18 protein-coding genes are annotated in these 18,385 nt (G+C 74.4%); 2 read left to right on the forward strand and 16 right to left on the reverse strand.

What is annotated here, in order from left to right; all coding sequences use genetic code 11:
• Window positions 1–24 precede the first annotated feature (24 nt).
• Entirely contained in the window at window positions 25–603 is a 579-nt protein-coding gene (locus tag ACFYU9_RS16250) for an NADPH-dependent FMN reductase (RefSeq protein ID WP_389213388.1), read from the reverse strand.
• A 357-nt stretch (window positions 604–960) separates the two neighbouring features.
• On the opposite strand from ACFYU9_RS16250, the gene ACFYU9_RS16255 reads away from it, so the two are divergent.
• Window positions 961–1,995: an aspartate-semialdehyde dehydrogenase gene (locus ACFYU9_RS16255; protein WP_389213390.1), complete on the forward strand. Its 1,035-nt coding sequence runs from the start codon at window positions 961–963 to the stop codon at window positions 1,993–1,995.
• A gap of 38 nt (window positions 1,996–2,033) precedes the next feature.
• Here ACFYU9_RS16255 and ACFYU9_RS16260 read toward each other — a convergent pair whose 3' ends face one another.
• Together ACFYU9_RS16260 and ACFYU9_RS16265 are read right to left on the reverse strand one after the other, a co-directional pair.
• Window positions 2,034–2,978 (reverse strand): LysR family transcriptional regulator, encoded by a 945-nt coding sequence (locus tag ACFYU9_RS16260; protein ID WP_389345131.1) that lies wholly within the window; start codon window positions 2,976–2,978, stop codon window positions 2,034–2,036.
• Window positions 2,979–3,027: 49 nt separating this feature from the next.
• Entirely contained in the window at window positions 3,028–3,216 is a 189-nt protein-coding gene (locus ACFYU9_RS16265; RefSeq protein WP_389213394.1) for a hypothetical protein, read from the reverse strand.
• Window positions 3,217–3,455: 239 nt separating this feature from the next.
• Here ACFYU9_RS16265 and ACFYU9_RS16270 point away from each other — a divergent pair, with 239 nt between their 5' ends.
• A complete protein-coding gene (locus ACFYU9_RS16270) occupies window positions 3,456–4,460 on the forward strand; it encodes a helix-turn-helix domain-containing protein (RefSeq protein WP_389213396.1) in 1,005 nt (334 codons plus the stop codon).
• Between the two features lie 46 nt (window positions 4,461–4,506).
• On the opposite strand, the gene ACFYU9_RS16275 is transcribed toward ACFYU9_RS16270, so the two are convergent.
• The 13 genes from ACFYU9_RS16275 to ACFYU9_RS16335 all read right to left on the reverse strand — a co-directional run bounded on the left by ACFYU9_RS16275 (window position 4,507) and on the right by ACFYU9_RS16335 (window position 18,381).
• A complete protein-coding gene (locus ACFYU9_RS16275) occupies window positions 4,507–4,710 on the reverse strand; it encodes an MbtH family protein (protein WP_389213397.1) in 204 nt (67 codons plus the stop codon).
• Window positions 4,711–4,864: 154 nt separating this feature from the next.
• The gene (locus ACFYU9_RS16280) at window positions 4,865–6,157 is read right to left on the reverse strand and encodes an MFS transporter (protein ID WP_389213399.1); all 1,293 of its coding nucleotides are present in this window, start codon (window positions 6,155–6,157) and stop codon (window positions 4,865–4,867) included.
• Complete coding sequence (locus tag ACFYU9_RS16285) at window positions 6,154–7,464, reverse strand: condensation domain-containing protein (RefSeq protein WP_389345132.1); 1,311 nt, start codon at window positions 7,462–7,464, stop codon at window positions 6,154–6,156. The genes ACFYU9_RS16280 and ACFYU9_RS16285 overlap by 4 nt, the downstream gene beginning before the upstream one ends.
• Window positions 7,461–9,254 carry an amino acid adenylation domain-containing protein gene (locus ACFYU9_RS16290; RefSeq protein WP_389345133.1) on the reverse strand — a complete coding sequence of 598 codons (1,794 nt, stop codon included), beginning with the start codon at window positions 9,252–9,254 and terminating at the stop codon, window positions 7,461–7,463. The genes ACFYU9_RS16285 and ACFYU9_RS16290 overlap by 4 nt, the downstream gene beginning before the upstream one ends.
• The gene (locus tag ACFYU9_RS16295; protein WP_389345134.1) at window positions 9,251–10,105 is read right to left on the reverse strand and encodes a hypothetical protein; all 855 of its coding nucleotides are present in this window, start codon (window positions 10,103–10,105) and stop codon (window positions 9,251–9,253) included. Before ACFYU9_RS16295 ends, ACFYU9_RS16290 begins: the two co-directional genes overlap by 4 nt.
• Window positions 10,098–11,138 carry a MupA/Atu3671 family FMN-dependent luciferase-like monooxygenase gene (locus ACFYU9_RS16300; protein ID WP_389345135.1) on the reverse strand — a complete coding sequence of 347 codons (1,041 nt, stop codon included), beginning with the start codon at window positions 11,136–11,138 and terminating at the stop codon, window positions 10,098–10,100. The genes ACFYU9_RS16295 and ACFYU9_RS16300 overlap by 8 nt, the downstream gene beginning before the upstream one ends.
• Before the next feature lie 31 nt (window positions 11,139–11,169).
• A complete protein-coding gene (locus ACFYU9_RS16305) occupies window positions 11,170–12,678 on the reverse strand; it encodes an AMP-binding protein (RefSeq protein ID WP_389345136.1) in 1,509 nt (502 codons plus the stop codon).
• Window positions 12,675–12,914: an acyl carrier protein gene (locus ACFYU9_RS16310; RefSeq protein ID WP_389213411.1), complete on the reverse strand. Its 240-nt coding sequence runs from the start codon at window positions 12,912–12,914 to the stop codon at window positions 12,675–12,677. The genes ACFYU9_RS16305 and ACFYU9_RS16310 overlap by 4 nt, the downstream gene beginning before the upstream one ends.
• Complete coding sequence (locus tag ACFYU9_RS16315; protein WP_389345137.1) at window positions 12,911–14,326, reverse strand: condensation domain-containing protein; 1,416 nt, start codon at window positions 14,324–14,326, stop codon at window positions 12,911–12,913. The genes ACFYU9_RS16310 and ACFYU9_RS16315 overlap by 4 nt, the downstream gene beginning before the upstream one ends.
• The gene (locus ACFYU9_RS16320) at window positions 14,323–15,693 is read right to left on the reverse strand and encodes an acyltransferase domain-containing protein (RefSeq protein WP_389345138.1); all 1,371 of its coding nucleotides are present in this window, start codon (window positions 15,691–15,693) and stop codon (window positions 14,323–14,325) included. The genes ACFYU9_RS16315 and ACFYU9_RS16320 overlap by 4 nt, the downstream gene beginning before the upstream one ends.
• Window positions 15,690–16,898: a hypothetical protein gene (locus ACFYU9_RS16325; RefSeq protein WP_389213417.1), complete on the reverse strand. Its 1,209-nt coding sequence runs from the start codon at window positions 16,896–16,898 to the stop codon at window positions 15,690–15,692. The genes ACFYU9_RS16320 and ACFYU9_RS16325 overlap by 4 nt, the downstream gene beginning before the upstream one ends.
• Window positions 16,895–18,088, reverse strand: coding sequence for an acyl-CoA dehydrogenase family protein (locus ACFYU9_RS16330; RefSeq protein WP_389213419.1), 1,194 nt, complete (start codon window positions 18,086–18,088; stop codon window positions 16,895–16,897). Before ACFYU9_RS16330 ends, ACFYU9_RS16325 begins: the two co-directional genes overlap by 4 nt.
• Entirely contained in the window at window positions 18,085–18,381 is a 297-nt protein-coding gene (locus tag ACFYU9_RS16335) for an acyl carrier protein (RefSeq protein WP_389213421.1), read from the reverse strand. Before ACFYU9_RS16335 ends, ACFYU9_RS16330 begins: the two co-directional genes overlap by 4 nt.
• Window positions 18,382–18,385: the final 4 nt, after the last annotated feature.

An 18,385-nucleotide genomic window follows, 5' to 3' on the forward strand; every position in this document is an offset into this window, starting at 1 on the left:
GGGAGCCGGCGGCCCGGCCGGCCGTCAGCCCGCCTGGAGCACCGGCTCGGCCGGGCGCGGCGCCCGCCGGGCGTTCGCGAACTCGACCACCTGCGCGGCCATGGTGGCCAGTTGGGCCCGCACGTGCGGGTCGGCGCAGCCGCCGTCGGGGGTGAAGACGGTGACCGAGGTGTTCACGGCCACGCCCAGCGGGGTGTTCCAGCCGCGCAGCGCGTGCACGGTGTCGCGCAGCGCCGACAGCGTGGTCATCGCGCCCTGCCAGCCCTCGCCGACCGCGAGCGAGCCGACGGCCCGGCCGCTCAGATAGGGCCGCTCGTCGTCGCGGAGGCCCTCCAGGTGGTCCAGGGCGTTCTTCAGCAGGCCCGACACGGCGCCGTGGTAGACCGGGCTGGCGAGCACGATCCCGTCGGCCGCCGCCACCTCCGCGAGCAGCCGCTCCGCGGCGGCAGGCCGGCCGGCCGCGCCCGGGTCGAGGAGCGGCAGGACCAGCTCCGCGCCCGGCACCAGCCGGGTCTCGGCGCCCAGCCGCTCGGCCTCGTCGAGCACCAGGCGCAGCGCCCGTTCCGCCCGCGAACCGGGCCGGCGGGAACCGCCGATGCCCACCACTCTCACTGTGTGCCGCATTAAGGAGCCCCCGAAGCCGTGTGCGGTCGAAATCCCATCCTGTGCGGTCCCTCGTCGTCCGCGTCGTGTGCGTCGTCCCGAAGGGCCTGAACTCAGCGTTGACCACGGAAACTTGCCGGTCAAATGTTCGCCCACGGCTCTTCCGATGGGAGAGATCGGGGAATCCGATGAGCCCGGAACAGGTGCGCCGGCGGCATCGGCACCGCATCGGCACCGCCGATGAGCGACATCGAAAGGACGGTGCCGCCGCTCCTTGATCGGGCCGGTCACCGGGCCCGATCATCGGACGATGCACCTGCGGCCCGGACGAACCGGATCCAGCGAACCGGCGGCGCGATGACGGCGGCCGACGAGCCCACCGCCCCGCGGATCGCCGTCGTGGGCGCGACCGGCGCGGTCGGCGGCACGCTCCTGGAACTCGTGGAGGACAGCGGGCTGCGCTACCGCGAGCTCCATCTGATCGCCTCCGCGCGGTCGGCCGGCCGCGAGATCCGCGTCGACGGGCACGACCGCCCGGTGCACGGCCTCGACGGCTTCGACTTCTCCCGGGCCGACGTGGCCTTCTTCTTCGCCGGCGCCGGGGTCAGCCGCCGCTGGGCGCCGCTCGCGGCCGCCGCGGGCGCCCTGGTGATCGACGGCAGCAGCGCCTTCCGCCTCGCCGAGGACGTCCCGCTGGTCGTCCCCGGCGTCAACGGCGCCCTGCTCGACCGCAGGCCGGTCCGCGGGCTCGTCGCCGGCCCCGGAGCCGCGACCGCGGCCCTGGCCCGGGTCCTCGCCCCGGTCACCCGCCGCTGGGCCGTCCTCAGGGTCGTGGTGAGCACCTATCAGCCGGCCTCCGAGGCCGGTCACCCGGGCATCGAGGAGCTCCAGGAGGGCACCCGCGCCCGGCTCCAGGACCCGCAGACGGCGCTGCCCGCCGAGGCGTTCTCGCCGCCGCTCGCGTTCGACGTGCTGACCGGCGGCGCCGAGGCCGACGACGGCTTCACCGAACAGGAGCGCGGGCTGCGCCACGAGACGCGACGGGTCCTCGGCCTGCCCGGGCTCGACCTGACCGCCACCTGCGTCCGGGTGCCCGTGGTGAACGGCCAGTGCGCGGCCGTGTGGGTGGAGTGCGCCGCCGCCGTGGACCGTGGCGAACTGGTTGCCGCGCTGCGCTCGGCGCCCGGCGTCACCGTCCACGACGCCGGGTGCGCCACGCCGACCCCGGCCACGCTCGACGATCCCGACCAGGTGCACGTGGGCCGGATCCGGCTCTCGCCGGCCGACCCGACGGGCTTCTGGCTGTGGCTGGTCGCCGACAACCTCAGAGGCGGGGCGGCCCTGAACGCCGTCCAGGTCCTGGGAGAGCTGACGGCACGCGGCACGCTCTGACCCAGGACCTGGATTCCAGGCTGTTCCTTTCGCGCAGTTCAGCCCACGAGCTGGAGCTCGGGGCGTTCCTCCCGCACGGGCGGCCCGGCCTGGGCGTCCTGCGCGGCGAAGCGCACGGTCTGGTCGATGAACGCCCGCATCTCGCGGGTCACCTGCTGACCGCGCCGCCAGGCGATCTGGGTGTGCACCTCGAACGGCGGCCGCCAGTCGAGCACCACCAGGGCGCCCGCCGCGACCGCGTCGGCCACCGCGACCTCCGGCAGCACGCTCACCCCGAGCCCGGCGGCGACCCCGCGCTTCACGGACTCGACGGTGCCGAACTCCAGGAGCGCCGGCCCGGGGCCGGCGGCCGCTTCCGCCAGTTCCGCCTCCAGGAGCACCCGGTAGCAGTCACCGGCCTCGGGCACCAGGAGCGGCACCGCCGCCAGGTCCCCCGAGGTCAGCCCGGGCAGCCCGGCGAGCCGGTGGCCCGGCGCGGCGACCGCCACGAGCGGCTCCGACCACAGGCGTTCCGTGCTCAGGCCCGCGTGCTCGGTGCGCGCGTCCATGAAGAAGCCCATGTCCAGGGCGCCCTGCCGGAGCGCCTCGCAGGTGCGGTCGGCGGAGCCGGTCCGCAGCGAGATCCGCAGCCGCGGATAGCGGTGGTGGAAGAACTCCAGGACCGGCGGCATCCGGTACGAGGTGAGGCTCTCGCTCGTCCCGACGGTGAGCAGCCCGGTGGGCTCGGCCCAGCCGGTCGTCTTGTCCCGGGCCTCGTCGACGAGGGACAGGATGCGCTCCGCGTACGGCAGCAGCCGCTCGCCCGCCGGGGTGAGCCGGATCCTGCCCCGCAGGCGTTCGAAGAGTTCCACGCCGAGGGCCACTTCCAGGCTCTTGACCTGGGCGGTCACGCTCGACTGCGCGTAGTTGAGGTCGGCCGCCGCCTTGGTGAAGCTGAGCAGCGTCGCGACACGGTGGAAAGTGGTGAGCTGTCTGAGATCCAACGGGCCTCCCCCTCGGGCTCTGCCGGATTCCTGCGTCATTCCCGCGTCACTACTGCCAGCCCATGTCCTCCCGGACACCGGTGGGGATGGCCGGAGTGAGGGCGGGCCGCTGCACGGTGCCGGACGCGGACGACCCGGTGGGCGGGGTCGTGGCCGAGGCGGTCAGGGCGGGTCCGAGGACGGTCGCGGCGGCCAGGGCGGTGACGGCTGCGGCCTTGACGACACGGTCGCGGAGCATGAAGGACATCCTTCCGGTTCTGGTTCGCACGGGCGGTGGACACATGCATCCCTTGGTGGGGTGTCCACCGCGCATTAGCATCACCGGACAGGGCGCCGAGGGGGAAGGAAGATCAGCTGGACCCTTTGGGCCTTGGCCGAAAACGGCCACGAAGCCGCCGTCGAGCGGCGAGCACGGACCGCTCGTCACGGGCCCTCGGGCCGGTGACGACGCGGTGAACATCGGGGAACGGGGGCCTCATGCTGGAAGCGCTGGGACTGGACACGACCACGGAAGCCGTCTACCGGGCGATGCTCGCGGAGCCCCGGGAAGGGGCCGCGGACCTCGCCCGGCGGCTCGGCACCACGGAGGAGGCCGTGCGGCGGGCCTGGGAGCGGCTCGCCGGGCTCTGCCTGGTCCAGCCCGCCGAGGCGGACGCCGGCCGGCCCGAGCCGGTGAGCCCGGCGCTCGGCCTGGACCATCTGGTCGCCCGGGCCCAGACGGAGCTGGAGGAGCACCGCAGACGGGTCGCCGCCGCGCGGGTCACCGCCTCCCGGCTCGCCGCCGAGTACGCCGAGCTGCGTGCCCGCACCACCCCGGTGACCGTGGAGCACCTGCCCGACGTGGCGCAGATACGGGCCAGGCTGGCGGCGCTCACCGACAGCGTGCGCGGCGAGGTCATGGTCTTCGCGCCCGGCGGGGCGCAGACCGAGGCCAACCGGCAGGCCGCCCGGCCGCTCAACGAACGGCTGCTCGGCCGCGGTGTGGTCATGCGGACCGTCTATCTGGACAGCGTCCGCAACGACCCGGCGACCGTCGCCCACGCCCGCGAACTCACCGGCCTGGGCGGCCAGGTCCGCACGGTCGCCACGCTGCCGATCCGGATGACGCTGGTCGACCGCGAGGCCGCGGTGGTCCCGGTGGACAGCGAGGACTCCAGCGCGGGCGCCGTCGTGCTGACCGGCCGGGGCCCGCTGACCGCCCTGTGCAGCCTCTTCGAGACGGTCTGGGAGACCGCCCGGCCGCTCGGCGACACCGCGGCCCGCCGCGCCGACGACGGCGACGAACTGGACCGTCAGGAGGCGGCCGCGCTGCGGCTCCTCGCCGAGGGCCACACGGACGAGGGCATCGCCAAGCGCATGGGCCTGTCCCACCGGACCGCCCGGCGCATCGCGACCGTCCTCATGGAGCGGCTGGGCGCGCGCAGCCGCTTCGAGGCGGGCGTCCGGGCGGTGCAGCGCGGCTGGCTGCCGAGCGACCTGTGACCGGGCCCGGCGCCGCGCCCCGCCGTCAGGCGGCGGCGCCCCGCCGTCAGGCGGCGGCGCCCCGCCGGACGCTCAGCGGACGCTGGTCCGTCCAGACCTCCTCGACGTGCGCGAGGCACTCCGCCTTGGTGCCGGCGAAGCCGGCCGCCCGCCATCCGGCCGGCAGCTCGCGCCCCTCGGCCCACAGGGAGTACTGCTCCTCGTCGTTCACGACGACCACGAACCGCTCGTCCACACCCGCGTCCTGCACGGCGCATTCCTCCACGACTGAACTGAATTGAGAGAACGTCCTCAGCCTCGGGGCAGCCGCCGTCCCCGGCAAGATCCTCGTGATGGAACCTGCTGAACACCCGCATCGGCTCCTCCGATGGCGGCCCCGGGCGGGCCGGGGCCGCGCCCGCGGATCAGGCCGTTGCGGCGGCCGTACCGGGCTCCACGTCACGCAGCCGCCGCAGCGGCGAGAAGAGCACCCAGAGCCCGCCGAGGCCGGCCCCGACGAGGCCGATCCACAGGGTGGTGCGCAGCCCGACCCAGGTCGCGAGCGCGCCGCCGACGAGGGCGCCCAGCGGGATGGTGCCCCAGACGATCCAGCGCACCGCCGCGTTCATCCGGCCGAGCAGCTCCGGCGGGCAGATCTGCTGCCGGTAGGTGACCTGCGCGGTGTTGTAGACGATGGCGCCGAAGGTGAAGGCGAACCAGCCGAAGCCGTAGAGGACGACCCGCCAGCCCGGGTACGCGAGCGGGGCGAGGAGGGAGGGCAGGCCGAGGATCAGCGGCGCCAGCCAGATGATCCGGGCGGAGCCGACCGCACGGGCGAGCCGGCTCGCGAGCAGCCCGCCGAGGACGCCGCCGGCGGGACCGAGGGCGAGCAGCAGACCCGCCTGGCCGGCGGAGAGCCCCAACTCGCGCACGAGGAACGGCATCTCCATCGCCGAGGCCATGTGCGAGAAGAGGTTGACCGTGCCGGTGCAGGCGACGATCCGGCGCAGCACCGGATGCCGGAGCACGAACCCGAGCCCCTCGCCCATCTGCTTGCGGAACGGCGGCCGGGGCCCGTCGGGGCGGGCCGGCTTGGGCTCGGGCGTCCGGATCAGGAACAGCGACACGGCGCTGACCAGGAACGACACCGCGTCCGCCGCCAGCGCCCTGGCCCCGCCGAACGCCGCGACGAGCACGCCCGCCGCCGTGGGGCCGAGCGTGGCGGCGGCCGCGCCGGTCGTGCCCAGCTTGCCGTTGGCGTCGATCAAGGACTCCTTGTCGACGAGCACCGGCACGTAGCTCTGGTACGCCACGTCGAAGAACACCGTCAGGGAGCCCGTGACCAGTGCCACCACGCACAGATGGGCCAGCGTGAGCGTGTCCAGGTACCAGGCCACCGGCACCGTCGCCACGACCGCCGCGCGCAGCACGTCGCACCACATCATCAGCCGGTGCCGGGCGACCCGGTCGACCACCACGCCCGCCGGGAGCGCGACGAGCAGGAAGGCGAGCGAGCCGAGCGCGGTGAGCAGGCCGACCTGGAAGTTGGAGGCGTTCAGCGCGGTGACGGCGAGGAACGGCAGCGCGAACGGGGTGATCATCGAGCCGAGTTCGCTGATCGTCTGGCCCGTCCACAACAGCATGAAGTCGCGGTGGCGCAGCAGGGAGGGGCGGCCGGTGCCGGCGGGTTCGGTCTTCTCGGATGCGGTGTCGGTCACGTCTTCGGTCCGATGGGTCGTAGGGGCTCGGCGGCGGCCGCGGCGAGCAGGGTCGTGTACCGCGCGGCGAGCCGCCGTGCGGTGGTGTCCTCGAAGAGGTCCGCGCTGTACTCCAGACGGCCGGTGCAGCCCGCGCCGTCCCGGGTCAGCGACAGGGACAGGTCGACCTTCGCGGTCCGGGTGTCCCCGAACTCCCGGGCCACCCGGCAGCCTTCGAGGCGCAGGCCGGGGGCGGCCGCCGGCTGGTAGCTGAACATCAGCTGGAACAGCGGGTTGGCGCCCGGGTCCCGGGCCGGGTTCAGCTCCTCCACCAGGAGCTCGAACGGCAGCGCCTGATGGGCCAGGGCGGCCCGGCTCTCGTCACGGGCCCGCAGCACCAGCTCGCGGAAGCTCGTCCCGTCCGGCACGCCGAGCCGCTGCACGACCGTGTTGCCGAACATGCCGACCAGCGCGAAGTGGCTCTCGCGCTCCCGAAGGGCCACGGGCGCGCCGATCACGACCTCCGGGCCGCCGCCCTCCTCGCGGACGAGCGCGGCGAACGCGGCGAGCATCACGGCGTACGGGGTGGTGCCGCAGGCGCGGGCCACCAGGTCGACCTGCTGGACGGCCTCCGCCCCGAGCTCGAACGGCACATGGGCGCCCGCGAAGCTCCACACCGCCGGGCGGGGGCGGTCGGCCGGCACGCTCGCCACGGCCGGTACGCCGGCGAGGTGCTCGGCCCAGTAGCCGCGCGCCCGGTCGAGGCCGGTGCCCGCGACCCGCTCCGTCTGCCACCGGGCGAAGTCCGCGTACTGCTCGGTCAGCGCCGGCAGTTCGGGAGCGCGGCCGGCGGCGAGCGCCTCGTACAGCGACGACAGCTCCTGCTCCAGGACGGCGAGCGACCAGCCGTCGCACACGATGTGATGGAGCGTCAGGCACAGCACGTGCCGGCCGGGCGCCGTCGTCAGGAGCAGCGGCCGCAGCACCTCGCCGCCGCCCAGGTCGAGCGGCCGGCGCGCCTCGGCGACGGCGAGCCGCTCCGCCTCGGCCGCCGGATCCGTGTGCCCGGTCAGGTCGACGCGGGGGAGCGGCACCGGCTCCGCGGGCCGGACGGCCTGGCGCAGCGCGCCCCTGGCCATCCGGTAGCCCGTCCGCAGCACCTCGTGGCGGCCGACCAGCCCGGTCAGCGCCCCCTCCAGGGCCCGGACGTCCGGCTCGCCGTCGATCCGGTAGACGACCGGCACACTGTAGGCCGGGGTGTCCGGATAGAGCCGGTCGAGGATCCAGAGCCGCTTCTGCGCGCAGGAGACCGGATGGTCACCGGTCACGGGGACACCTCGTCCGGCGCGGGCGCCGCGGCGAGCCCGGCGGCCACTTCCGCCGCGAGCCGCTCGATCGTCGGGTCGTAAAGGTACTCGCCCAGGTCCACCCGTACCCCGAAGGCCGCGTCGGCCCGCGAGAGCAGCCGCATCGCGAGCAGCGAGTGACCGCCGAGCGCGAAGAAGTCGTCGGTGACGCCGACCGACGCCAGGCCGAGCAGCTCGGCGGCGATCGCCGCGAGCTCGCGCTCCAGATCGGTACGGGGCGCGACCGCGGCCGTCTCCTCGCCGTCCGCCGGAGCCGGCGGCAGCGCCGCCCGGTCCACCTTGCCGCTGGTCGTCAGCGGCAGCGCCGGCACCACCACGAACGCGGACGGAATCAGCCACTCCGGCAGCCGCCCGGCCAGGAACTCCCTGAGACCGGTGGGCGTCTCCCCGGGCACGGCCGGGGCCAGATGGGCCACCAGGCGTCGCTCGCCCGTCGAGTCGTCGGCGACCACCGCCACCTCGCGGACGTCCGGGTGCAGGCTCAGCGCCGCCTCCACCTCGCCCGGCTCGACCCGGTAGCCGCGGATCTTCACCTGGTCGTCGGCCCGGCCGAGGAAGTCGAGCCGCCCGTCCGCCAGGAGCCTCACCAGGTCCCCGGTGCGGTACATCCGGGCGCCCGGCTCCGTCGCGTACGGATCCGGCAGGAAGCGCTCCCCGGTCAGCTCCGGCTGTCCCGCGTAACCGCGGGCCACGCCCGGCCCGCCGATGAACAGCTCGCCCGGCTCCCCGGCCGCGACCGGCTCCAGGTCCTCGCCGAGCACATAGCAGTCGGTGTTGGCGATGGGCCGTCCGATCGGCACCGAGCGGGCGTCCGCCGGGAGCGCGGTCACCTCGCCGCACACGGCGAAGGTGGTGGTCTCGGTCGGCCCGTAGCCGTTCACCAGGCGGGCCGGGCGCGCGGCCGGGTCCGCGTCGAGCAGCCGGCGCACGGCCGCGACGTTCAGCACGTCGCCGCCGACCAGCAGGGTGCGCAGCCCGGCGAAGCTGTCGGGCCGGTCGGCCATCACCGTGGTGAAGAGCGCGGAGGTCAGGAACATGCAGGTGATCCGGTGCTTCGCGAGCGCCTCGGCCAGCGCGCCCGGCGTCAGCACGGTCGCGGTCGGGATCACCACGACCGTGCCGCCGTTCAGGAGCGCGCCCCAGACCTCGAAGGTGAAGGCGTCGAAGGAGGAGTCCGCCACCTGGGCGATCCGCTCGCCGGCCCCGAGGTCCGCGTAGTCGGTGTCACGGACGAGCCGCAGCACCGAGCGGTGCTCGACGACGACACCCTTGGGGCGGCCGGTCGAACCCGAGGTGAACAGGATGTACGCGGGGACCCGGGAACCGCTCGCGGGCCGTGGCGGCTCGGCCGCGTCCGTCGCGCCGCCCGCCCGCTCGGCCTGCCGCAGCTCCTCGGCGGTGACCGTCACGGCCGCCTCCGCGGTGGCCAGCATGTGCTCCTGGCGCTCCCTCGGGTACGCCGGGCTGACGGGCACATAGGCGCCGCCGGCCTTGAGGATCGCCAGCAGGGCCGTGATCTGCCCGTGGCCGCGCTCCAGGAGCACGCCCACCCGCGAGCCGTCTCTCACGCCCCGGCCGCGCAGCAGCCGCGCCAGCCGGTCGGACCGGGTGTCGAGCTCCGCGTACGAGAGGGTGTGGCCGCCGTCCACGACGGCCGGCGCGTCCGGGCGGGTCCGCACCTGTGCGGCGAAGGCCGCGGGTATGGACACGTCCGCCGGGTAGGGGGTCACGGCCCCGCGCAGGATGCTCACTTGTCGTTCTCCACTTCGCTGTCGAGGGACTCGGCGTGCGTCGCGGCGCGCGTCCGCAGCTCGCCGTCGTACCGGATCCGGCCGCCCGGACCGGCGAGCCGCGGCGGGGCGACGGCGGTGCGGCGGATCATCGTGACGCTGTTCTGCCGGAGCTTGTGCGACTCCAGGAGGTTCAGCACCTCCAGCTCGCCCGGCCTCGCCCGCTGCAGTCCGGCCAGGTAGCGCAGGATCGCCTCGCCCTCCGGATAGGTCATCAGATAGTGCAGGACCACCACGCCGCCGGCCGGATTGATCCGGTCGAGGAAGTGGTCCAGGAAGTACAGGCAGTCCCACGCGTCGACCCAGGCGAAGTCGATCGGCCCGAAGCCGTCCGGCAGCGCCCCGTCGGCCTCGCGCAGCGGCGCGTCCACGACGGTGACCTGCCCGGCGAGCCCGAGCTCGGCGAGGACCTCCTCGACCTGTCCGGCCGAGGACTCGGGGATCGACAGGTCGTCCAGGGCCACGAAGTGCGGCCGGTACGGCTCCAGATACGCCGCCGGGGCCGCCAGCGCGGGCTCGGCGCGCAGCCAGTCGTCGTCCAGCGGGGCCCCGGAGCCGAGGTACGGCCGGGTCTTGGCGGCGAGCAGCCGCGACTCCTCGTCCGCCAGCTCCCGGGCCTCGGCCAGCGCGGCCGCCAGGAAGGGCGTGGTGTAGCCCATCCCGACCTCCAGGACCCGGCGCGGCCGGGTCATCCGGATCAGCCCGGCGAGGAACGGGGCGACGGCCTCGGTGCCCATGCCGGGCACCCGCAGCCGGGCCACCGCCTTCGCGAAGCCGGGGCTGTTGGTGGTCATGCGGGCGTCGTCAGCCATGGGCGTTCTCCTGGGCGTTCTCCCGGGCGTTCAGGTCAGCGATCCGCTGCAGGCCGTCCATGACGGTCCCGGCCGGCAGCCCGAAGTCGATCAGACAGGCGATCTCGTCCACGCCGATGCCGCGCAGTCGTTCCATCGCGCGCGCCGCCGTCTCCGGCGAGCCGAGCAGCCCGCAGTCGTCGACATAGCGGTCGAAGGAGCGCCGGACGAGGAACTCCAGGTCGTCCGGGTGCAGTTTCGCCGGGTCGATCCGGCGCCGGCCGTCGAGCCCCGAGCCGAGGAGCAGCCCGAGCGAGCCGCGCAGATAGCGCAGCAGCGGCTCGCGCACCAGCTCCCGGACCCGGTCCGCGTCCTCGTCCAGATACGTGTGCACCATCAGGACCACGTGCCGGCCGCCGGCCGCCCGGTACTCGCCGATCTTGTGCGCGAGGTCGTCCAGGTCCTGGCCCAGGAGATGGGTCAGGATGCCCGCCCCCATGGCCCCGGCGGCCCGGAAGGTCTCCACGCCGCCCGCGCTGGTGATCCAGGTCGGCAGCTCCGGCTGCACCGGCCGGGGATGCACGGACACCTTCACCTCGGTGCCGGTCCCGTCCGGGAAGGCCAGCGCCTCGCCGCGCCACAGGTCGCGCACCTGCCGCACCTGCTCCGTCAGCAGCCGGCGGCGGTCGGCGTACGCCTCCGGGCGCAGCGCGAAGTCGGCCGCGTGCCAGCCGGACGCGAAGGACACGCCGACCCGGCCGCCGGAGAGGTTGTCCACGACGGACCACTCCTCGGCGATGCGCAGCGGATGGTGCAGCGGCGCCACGACGCTGCCCGCCCGGATCGCCACGCGCTCGGTGACGGCGGCGACCGCCGCACCGGTGACGGCCGGGTTCGGGTACAGGCCGCCGAAGGGGTGGAAGTGCCGTTCCGGCGTCCACACGGCGGCGAGTCCGTGGGCGTCGGCGAACCGGGCCCCGTCGAGCAGGAGCCGGTAGCGGGACCCGGCGAACTCCTCGCTGTCACTGGCGAAGTAGAAGAGGCTGAAGTCCATGCCGCGCCGCGGTGCGGCACCGGCCGGTGGTTCAGGCGAGTGCGCCATCGTTGACCTCACTGACGATTCGGCGGAGCGCGCCCCGGTCCACCTTGCCGTTGGCGCCCAGGGGCAGGGAGTCGAGGTGCGCGAAGCGGCGGGGCACCAGATGGATCGGCAGCGTCCCGCGCAGCGCGCGGACCAGCTCCATCCGGCCGGTCTCGCGCCCGGTGTAGCAGGCCACCAGATCGGTGACGCCGTCCCGCGCGACGCCGAGCACGACGGCCTCGGTCACCGCGTCGAGGCGGCGCAGCGCGGCCTCCACCTCGCTCGGCTCGACCCGGTAGCCGCGGATCTTGACCTGGTCGTCGAGCCGGCCCCGGTGGACCAGGTGCCCGTCCTCGGTCCGGACCCGGTCGCCGGTGCGGAACCAGCCGTCGTCCGTGAACCGGCCCTCGTCGTCGCGCGGGTCCAGATAGCCGTCGAAACGCTGCGGTCCGCGCACCCACAGCTCGCCGGTCTCCTCGGCGACCCGGTGTTCGAGGCCCTCGTAGACCCGGCCGATGGGGACGGTGCCGTTGGAGGTCACCGGCCACCGCTCCGGGTCCGCGGGCAGGCGGAACTCGGCGCAGGCGATGGTGAGTTCGGTCGGTCCGTAGAGGTTGTCGATGCTCGCCGCAGGTGCCACCGCGTGCCAGGCCCGCGCCTGGTCGAGGGTGAGCTGCTCGCCGCAGAAGACGCTGTGGCGCAGGGCCGACGGCCGGCCCGCGGTCAGCTGCTCGAAGCCCGCGCTCACCGAGACGGCCGACGGCACCGAGAACCAGTGGGTCAGCTCCCGGCCGGTCAGGTACTCGACCGGGGCGAACAGCTCGGAGCGCGAGGGGACCACGAGCGTCGCCCCGCCGCCCCAGGTGACGAACAGGTCGTACACCGACAGGTCGAAGGTCAGCTCGAAGGTGTGCGACATCCGGCAGCCCGGGCCGACCCCGAAGCGCGCGATGTTGTGCGCCAGGAACGGCAGCACCTGCCGGTGCCGGATCGGGATGCCCTTGGGCCGGCCGGTCGTGCCCGAGGTGAAGAGCAGATAGGCGAGAGCGTCCGGATCCGCCTCGTACGGCGCGAGCAGGCCTTCCGGCTCCGCCGCCCGGACCTCCTCGTCGTCCAGCGCCAGGACAAGGCGGCCGCCGGCCCACCCGTCCCCGCCGCGCCGGGCGGCGGCCGCCTCGGCCACCACCACGTCGACGTCCGCCGCCTCGCAGATGCCCGCGTTGCGCGCCGCCGGGTAGTCGGGGCCCAGCGGCACGACCGCGGCGCCGAGCCGCAGCGCCGCCAGATAGCCGGTGTACGCGACGAGGCCGCGGGCGGCCAGCAGGCCGACCCGCCCGACCGGGCCGCCGTGCGCGGCCGCGATCCGCTCCGCGACCGCCTCGGCGCCCCGCAGCAGCTCGCGGTAGGACACCGCGCCGCCGCCCGGCGGCCCGGCGGACGGCAACTCGACGGCCACGGCGTCCGGGAGGCGCTTCGCCGTGGCCGCGACCACCTCGTACAGACTGCGGGTCATGCGCCGCTCCGCAGGAACGCCGCCTGCCCCCGCACGGTCGGGTGCTGGAACAGGTCGGTGGCGCGCAGCTCGCGCGGCGTCAGCTCGTTCAGCTGCTCCCACAGCAACAGCAGCAGCAGCGAGTTGCCGCCGGCGTCGAAGAAGCCGACGTCCAGGGGTATCTCGGCCTCGTCGTAGCCAAGGGTCTCGGCCCAGGCCGCCCGCACCGGGCCGATCAGCTCGTCCGCGTCGCTCACTTCTCGTCCTCCCGTCGCCGGCCGGGCTCGCCGGTCAGCGCTGAAATCCTGGTCTCCGGAGCCGCGGTCACCGCGGCGAGCAGCCTCTCGTACCGCCCGGCGGCCCGGGCGACGGTCGCGGCGTCGAAGAGGTCCCGGTCGTACTCCCAGATGAACTCGATCGCCCGCGCCCCGGCCCGGTCCGGCTGCCCGATCGTCTGCTCGGCCCGCGGGATCGCGATCACGTTGAGATCGAACTTGGCGCTGCCGTTGCTGACACCGGGCGTGACCTCGACCTGAAGGCCGGGGATCCGCACGGCCCGCGACGGCGAGTCGTGGAACGCGAACAGCACCTCGCACAGCGGCTGGCGGCCCCGCACCCGCGGCGGGCGCACGCCCGCCACCACCCGGTCGAAGGGCAGCTCCTGGTGCTCCAGCGCGCCGAACGTCGTCGTCCGCGTCCGGCGCAGCAGTTCGCGGAACGACGGGTCGCCGCGCAGGTCGGCCCGCAGCGCCACCGTGTTGACCAGCATGCCGAACATGCCGTCCACCTCGGGCCGGGTGCGGGCCGCCATCCCGGTGGCGACGCAGAAGTCGTCCTGCCCCGACCAGCCGGAAAGCAGCACCTGGAACGCGGCGAGCATCACCGAGAACAGCGGCACCCGCTCGCGCGCGGCGAGCGCGCGCACCGCGTCGGCCAGTTCGCCCGGCACCGTGAAGCGGGGCGCGTCACCGGTGAACCGGCGCCTCGGGGTCCGCGGCCGGTCGGTGGCCAGGTCCAGGAAGTACGGCACGCCGTCGAGCTGCCTGCGCCAGTACGCGAGCTGGGCGTCGGCGGCCGGGCTCGCCAGCCAGGACCGCTGCCAGACCGCGAAGTCGGCGAACTGGACGCCCGGTTCGGGCAGCGGCGAGGGCTCGCCCGCCGCGAACGCCCGGTACAGCGCGCACAGTTCGTCGACGAAGAGATTGAACGCCCAGCCGTCGTGGACGAGATGGTGCTCCAGGTGCAGCAGCACGTGCCGGTCCTCGGCGGTGCGCAGCAGCCGCCAGTGCACCAGCGGCAGCCGGTCCACCGGGATCTCGGCCGCCACCGCCGCGCGGATGACATCGGCCTCGGCGCCCTCGCCGGCCCCGCGCAGGTCCTCCACGCTCAGCCCGACCTCGTACGGAGGGTGCACCACCTGCACCGGGCCGTCCGGCGTCTCGGCGAAGGTCGTGCGGTAGGCCTCGTGCCGCCGCACGATCTCGGTGAGGGCGGCGGCCAGGACCCGGGCGTCGAGCGTTCCGGTGAGCTCGATCTTCGCCTGGAACTGGTAGGCGAGCATGCCGGGGTGCAGGCGCTGCATGAACCAGAGCCGTTCCTGCGCGCTCGACAGCGGCAGCGGCACGGTCCCGTCCCGCGGCACCGGACGGATCGCGGCCATGTCGTTCATCCGCGCTCCTCGGTGGCGGCCGGCCGGTCTTCGATCAGCGCGGTCCAGTCGACCGCCGCCCCCGCCGCCCACAGCCGTCCGGCCGCGGTGAGCAGCAGCTCCCACTCCGTACGGGTCTCCAAGCGGCCCGGCAGGGTCTGGACGACCGATGCGAGCGCGTCCGCCGGGCGGTCCGGGTGCCCGAGGGCGAGCCGGGTGAGCGCCTGGCCGGGACCGAGCTCGACGAGCAGCGGATCGGGCAGCCGCCAGATCTCGGCCAGCTCGTCCGAGAAGCGCAGCGTCCGGGACAGCTGGCGGGCCCAGAAGGCCGGGCTCGTCGCCTCCTCGTCGCGCAGCCGGGTGCCGGTCACGTTCGAAAGGAGCGGGATCGCGGGCGGCGCGAGCGGCACGGTGGCGAGCAGTTCCTCCAGCGGGCCGGTCAGCGCCTCCGTCATGGCCGAGTGGTAGGCGTGCGCGGTCGCGAGCCGCTGGCAGGGCAGCCCCGCCCCGGTCAGCCGCCGCACGGCCTCCTCGACCGCCTCGACGGGGCCGGAGAGCACGGTCTGCTGCGGTCCGTTGAGCGCGGCGAGCGACAGCGGCCCGGGCAGCAGCCCGGCCAGCGGGCCGTCGAGCGCCTGCGGACCGGACGCCACCGCGAGCATCGCGCCCGGCGGCAGCCCGTCCACGAGCCGCGCCCGGCCGGTGACGAGCCGCAGGGCGTGCTCGACCGGGAACACCCCGGCGACGCACGCGGCCGTGTACTCGCCGACGCTGTAGCCCGCCAGCGCGGCCGGCGCGGCGCCGAGCGCCGTCAGGGCGCGGGCCAGGGAGTACTGCAGCGCGAAGAGCAGGGGCTGGGCCACGACCGTGCGGTGGATCTCCTGCGGAGCCGTGTGCCGGTCGAAGACCTCCTCCGGGCTCGCGGAACCGCCGGGTTCTTCGGCCGGGAACAGGACGGCGCGCAGGTCGAGGCCGTGCTCGTCGGCGAGCACCTCCAGGCAGTGGTCGAGCTCCTCCCGGAACGCCGGCAGACACCGGTACAGACCGGCGCCGAGCCCCGGGTACTGGTCGCCGACTCCGGAGAACAGGAACACCCGGGAGGCCGCGTCGCCGGGGCCGCCGGTGAAGACCCGCCGCACGTCCCGCTTGCGCAGCCAGCGCGCCGCGTGCCCGGCGGAGCCCGCCAGGACGGCGCGCCGCGCCGCGCCCGGCTCCGCCGGGGGAGCGGGCACGGCCGGCAGCCGCGCGAATCCCGCGTCGCCCATCGCGTCGAGGCGGTCGGCGAGCTCGTCCGTGGCCCGTTCGAGCAGTTCCGCGGTCGGCGCGGACAGCGTGAGCAGCCGGGGCGCCACGGGAACGGGCGCGGGCGAGGTGTCGCGTACGGTCACGGCGCCACCGCCGCCCGTACCGACTCCGGCCAGTTCTCCGGATCCAGGCCGTGCCGGCACAGGAACGCGTAGGCGAAGCGTTCGAGACCGAATCCGGCGCACCCGGTGAACACGGGCTCGCCCGTCTCGCCCCCGATCCCGAAGGACCGGCCGAAGAACTGCTCGTGGTAGTTGAACGAGCCCACCGAGACGTCGCGTTCGGCGTCCAGCGGCAGGCGCAGCTCGTACTTCAGCTCCAGGAGCTTCTGCGACCAGGCGCGCGCCGCGGTCGTGTCGTTGAGGAAGAACGGATCGCCCGCCACCTCGCACCGTCCGCCCAGACCGAGCGCGTCCACCAGCTCGTACGCCCGCTCCATCAGCCGCCGGCGCGCGTCGAGCACGAACTCCGGCGTGCCGAGGAAGACGATCTCGCGGATCGTGAAGTCCCACAGCCGCTCCAGGGAGCGCCGGTAGCGGGACTCGTTGCGGAAGGACTTGCCCCGCGCGGTCACCACCAGCGACGACTCGGGCAGCGGGCCGTCCGCGAACTGGTGGTAGGTGTGGAAGCACATGGTGGGCGGCAGGCAGTGGTCGAAGCCGCCGCTGTGCGCGGTGAGCGCCGTGCGCAGATCGCCGCCGGCCGCGAGGTCGTCGAGGAAGCCTCGGTAGCTGTCGACGTCGCCGTGCAGCCGCGAGACGGACATCACCATCTGCGGGAACGACTCGAAGTAGCCGGTGCGGCGCAGCGCGTCGGCGGTGATCAGCGTCGGGTAGCGGAACTCCCGGGCGCCGAACTCCGCCACGACCAGATCGCGCAGCAGCCCGTCCAGGTGGTCCATCAGCGACAGGACCGGCTCGCCGACGGCGATCTGGCCCTCGCCCGCCTCCACGGCCGCGCCGCGCGCCACCAGCTCGTCGAACACGTCCTTCGCCGGCCCGGTGTCGGCGGCCCGCCAGACCACCTTGGGCTCCAGGAACCGCTGCCCGAGCAGGTCGTTCGCGGTCACCAGGTTGAGCTTGCGGGTCAGCTCGGCCGCCTCGTCCGCCTCGGCGGCCGCGGCGTGCAGGCCCAGCTCCACGTCCACGGCGGTGATCTCGTCGCCCGCGTCCGAGCGCACCAGCGAGAAGCCGGTGATCGTGTCCGAGACGAAGTAGACGCGCTGGGCCAGCTCCTGGGCGAGCTCGGCGGGCAGCGCAGGTTCCAGGGGAAGCCGGAGGGTCGTCACCGCGGCTCGCCCCCCGGTACCGCTCCGCCGGACAACGCGCCGTGCACGCCGAGGAGTTCGGCGAGGATGCCGCGCTGCACCGCGTTGGACCCGGCGTAGATCGGCCCGCCGAGCGCGTCACGCAGTTCGCGCTCGATGCCGAACTCCTCCAGGTAGCCCCGGGCGCCGTGCAGTTCGACCGCGGCCTTCGCCGTCTCGACCAGGCCCTCGCTGATGAAGATCTTGGCCATGGTGGCCTCCTGGAGGGCGAGCCGGCCCTCCCGCTTCAGCCAGCCGACCCGGTGGAGCAGCATCCGGGCCAGGTCGAGGCGGATCTTCATGTCCGCGATCGGGTGCGACACCGCCTGGAAGGAGCCGAGGGTCCGGCCGAACTGGCGGCGGGTGTTGGCCTGCCGTACGGAGGTCTCCAGGATCCGCTCCATGGCGCCCACGTGCGGGGCGAACATGAAGGACCGCTCCCACTCGATGGTCGAGGTGAAGACCGGGTAGCCGCCGCCCTCGCGGCCGATCAGGTTCGCCGCGGGCACCACGGCGCCGTCGAACTCGACGACGCCCATCGGGGTGGTCCGCAGCCCCATCTTCGGCAGCTCGCGCTTCTTCACCACGCCGGGCGTGTCGGCGGTGACCAGGAACGCCGACAGCTGGTCCTGGCGGCCCGGACCCGTACCGGTGCGGGCGATCGTGACGTAGACGTCCGCGACGGGGCCGTTGCTGATGAAGCACTTGGTGCCGGTCAGCCGGTAGCCGTCGCCGTCGCGCTCGGCGGTGGTGGTCATGCCGAGGATGTCGGAGCCGGCGTCGGGCTCCGACAGCGCGTGGGCGCCGACCAGCGAGCCGTCGCACAGGCCGGGAAGGAAGCGGCGCTTCTGCTCCTCCGTGCCGTGCAGCAGCAGATAGATCACACAGCCCCAGAGGTGGTTGTTCACCGCGAACACCAGGCCGTTGTCGGCGCAGCCGTAACCCAGCGCGTCCAGGGCGATCATGGTGGTCAGCGGGTCGAAGCCGCGGCCGCCGTACTCCTCGGGCACCGGCCAGCCGAGCACGCCGAAGTCCGCGCAGCGCTGCCAGTCCTCCCGCGGGAAGCGGGCGCCGCGGTCGGCCTCGGCCGCGTCACGGCCGAGCTCCGTCCGGGCGAAGGCGATGATCTCCCGGCGCAGCCGCAGCTGCTCGGGCGTCGGTTCGACGATCACGCGCCGCCTCCGGACAGGGCCTTTTTGCGCTCCACGAACTCCGCGATGGCGGCGACGGAACGGAAGTTGGCGACGGCGAGGTCCTCGCCCGCGACCGCCAGACCGTAGGTCCGCTCGACCCACATCACCAGCTGCACGGCGAAGAGCGAGTTCACCAGACCCGAGGCGAACAGGTCCTCATCGTCCTCCACCTCCACGCCGTGCACGTGCCCGGCGAGGAACTCCCGGATCAGGACCTTGTCGTCCTCGCCCGTCACGTCGGTGGTCGTCACATCGGTCGTCACGTCAGCCATGGGG

The sequence above is a fragment of the Streptomyces sp. NPDC004327 genome (assembly GCF_042873935.1).
Classification (GTDB): Bacteria; Actinomycetota; Actinomycetes; order Streptomycetales; family Streptomycetaceae; genus Streptomyces.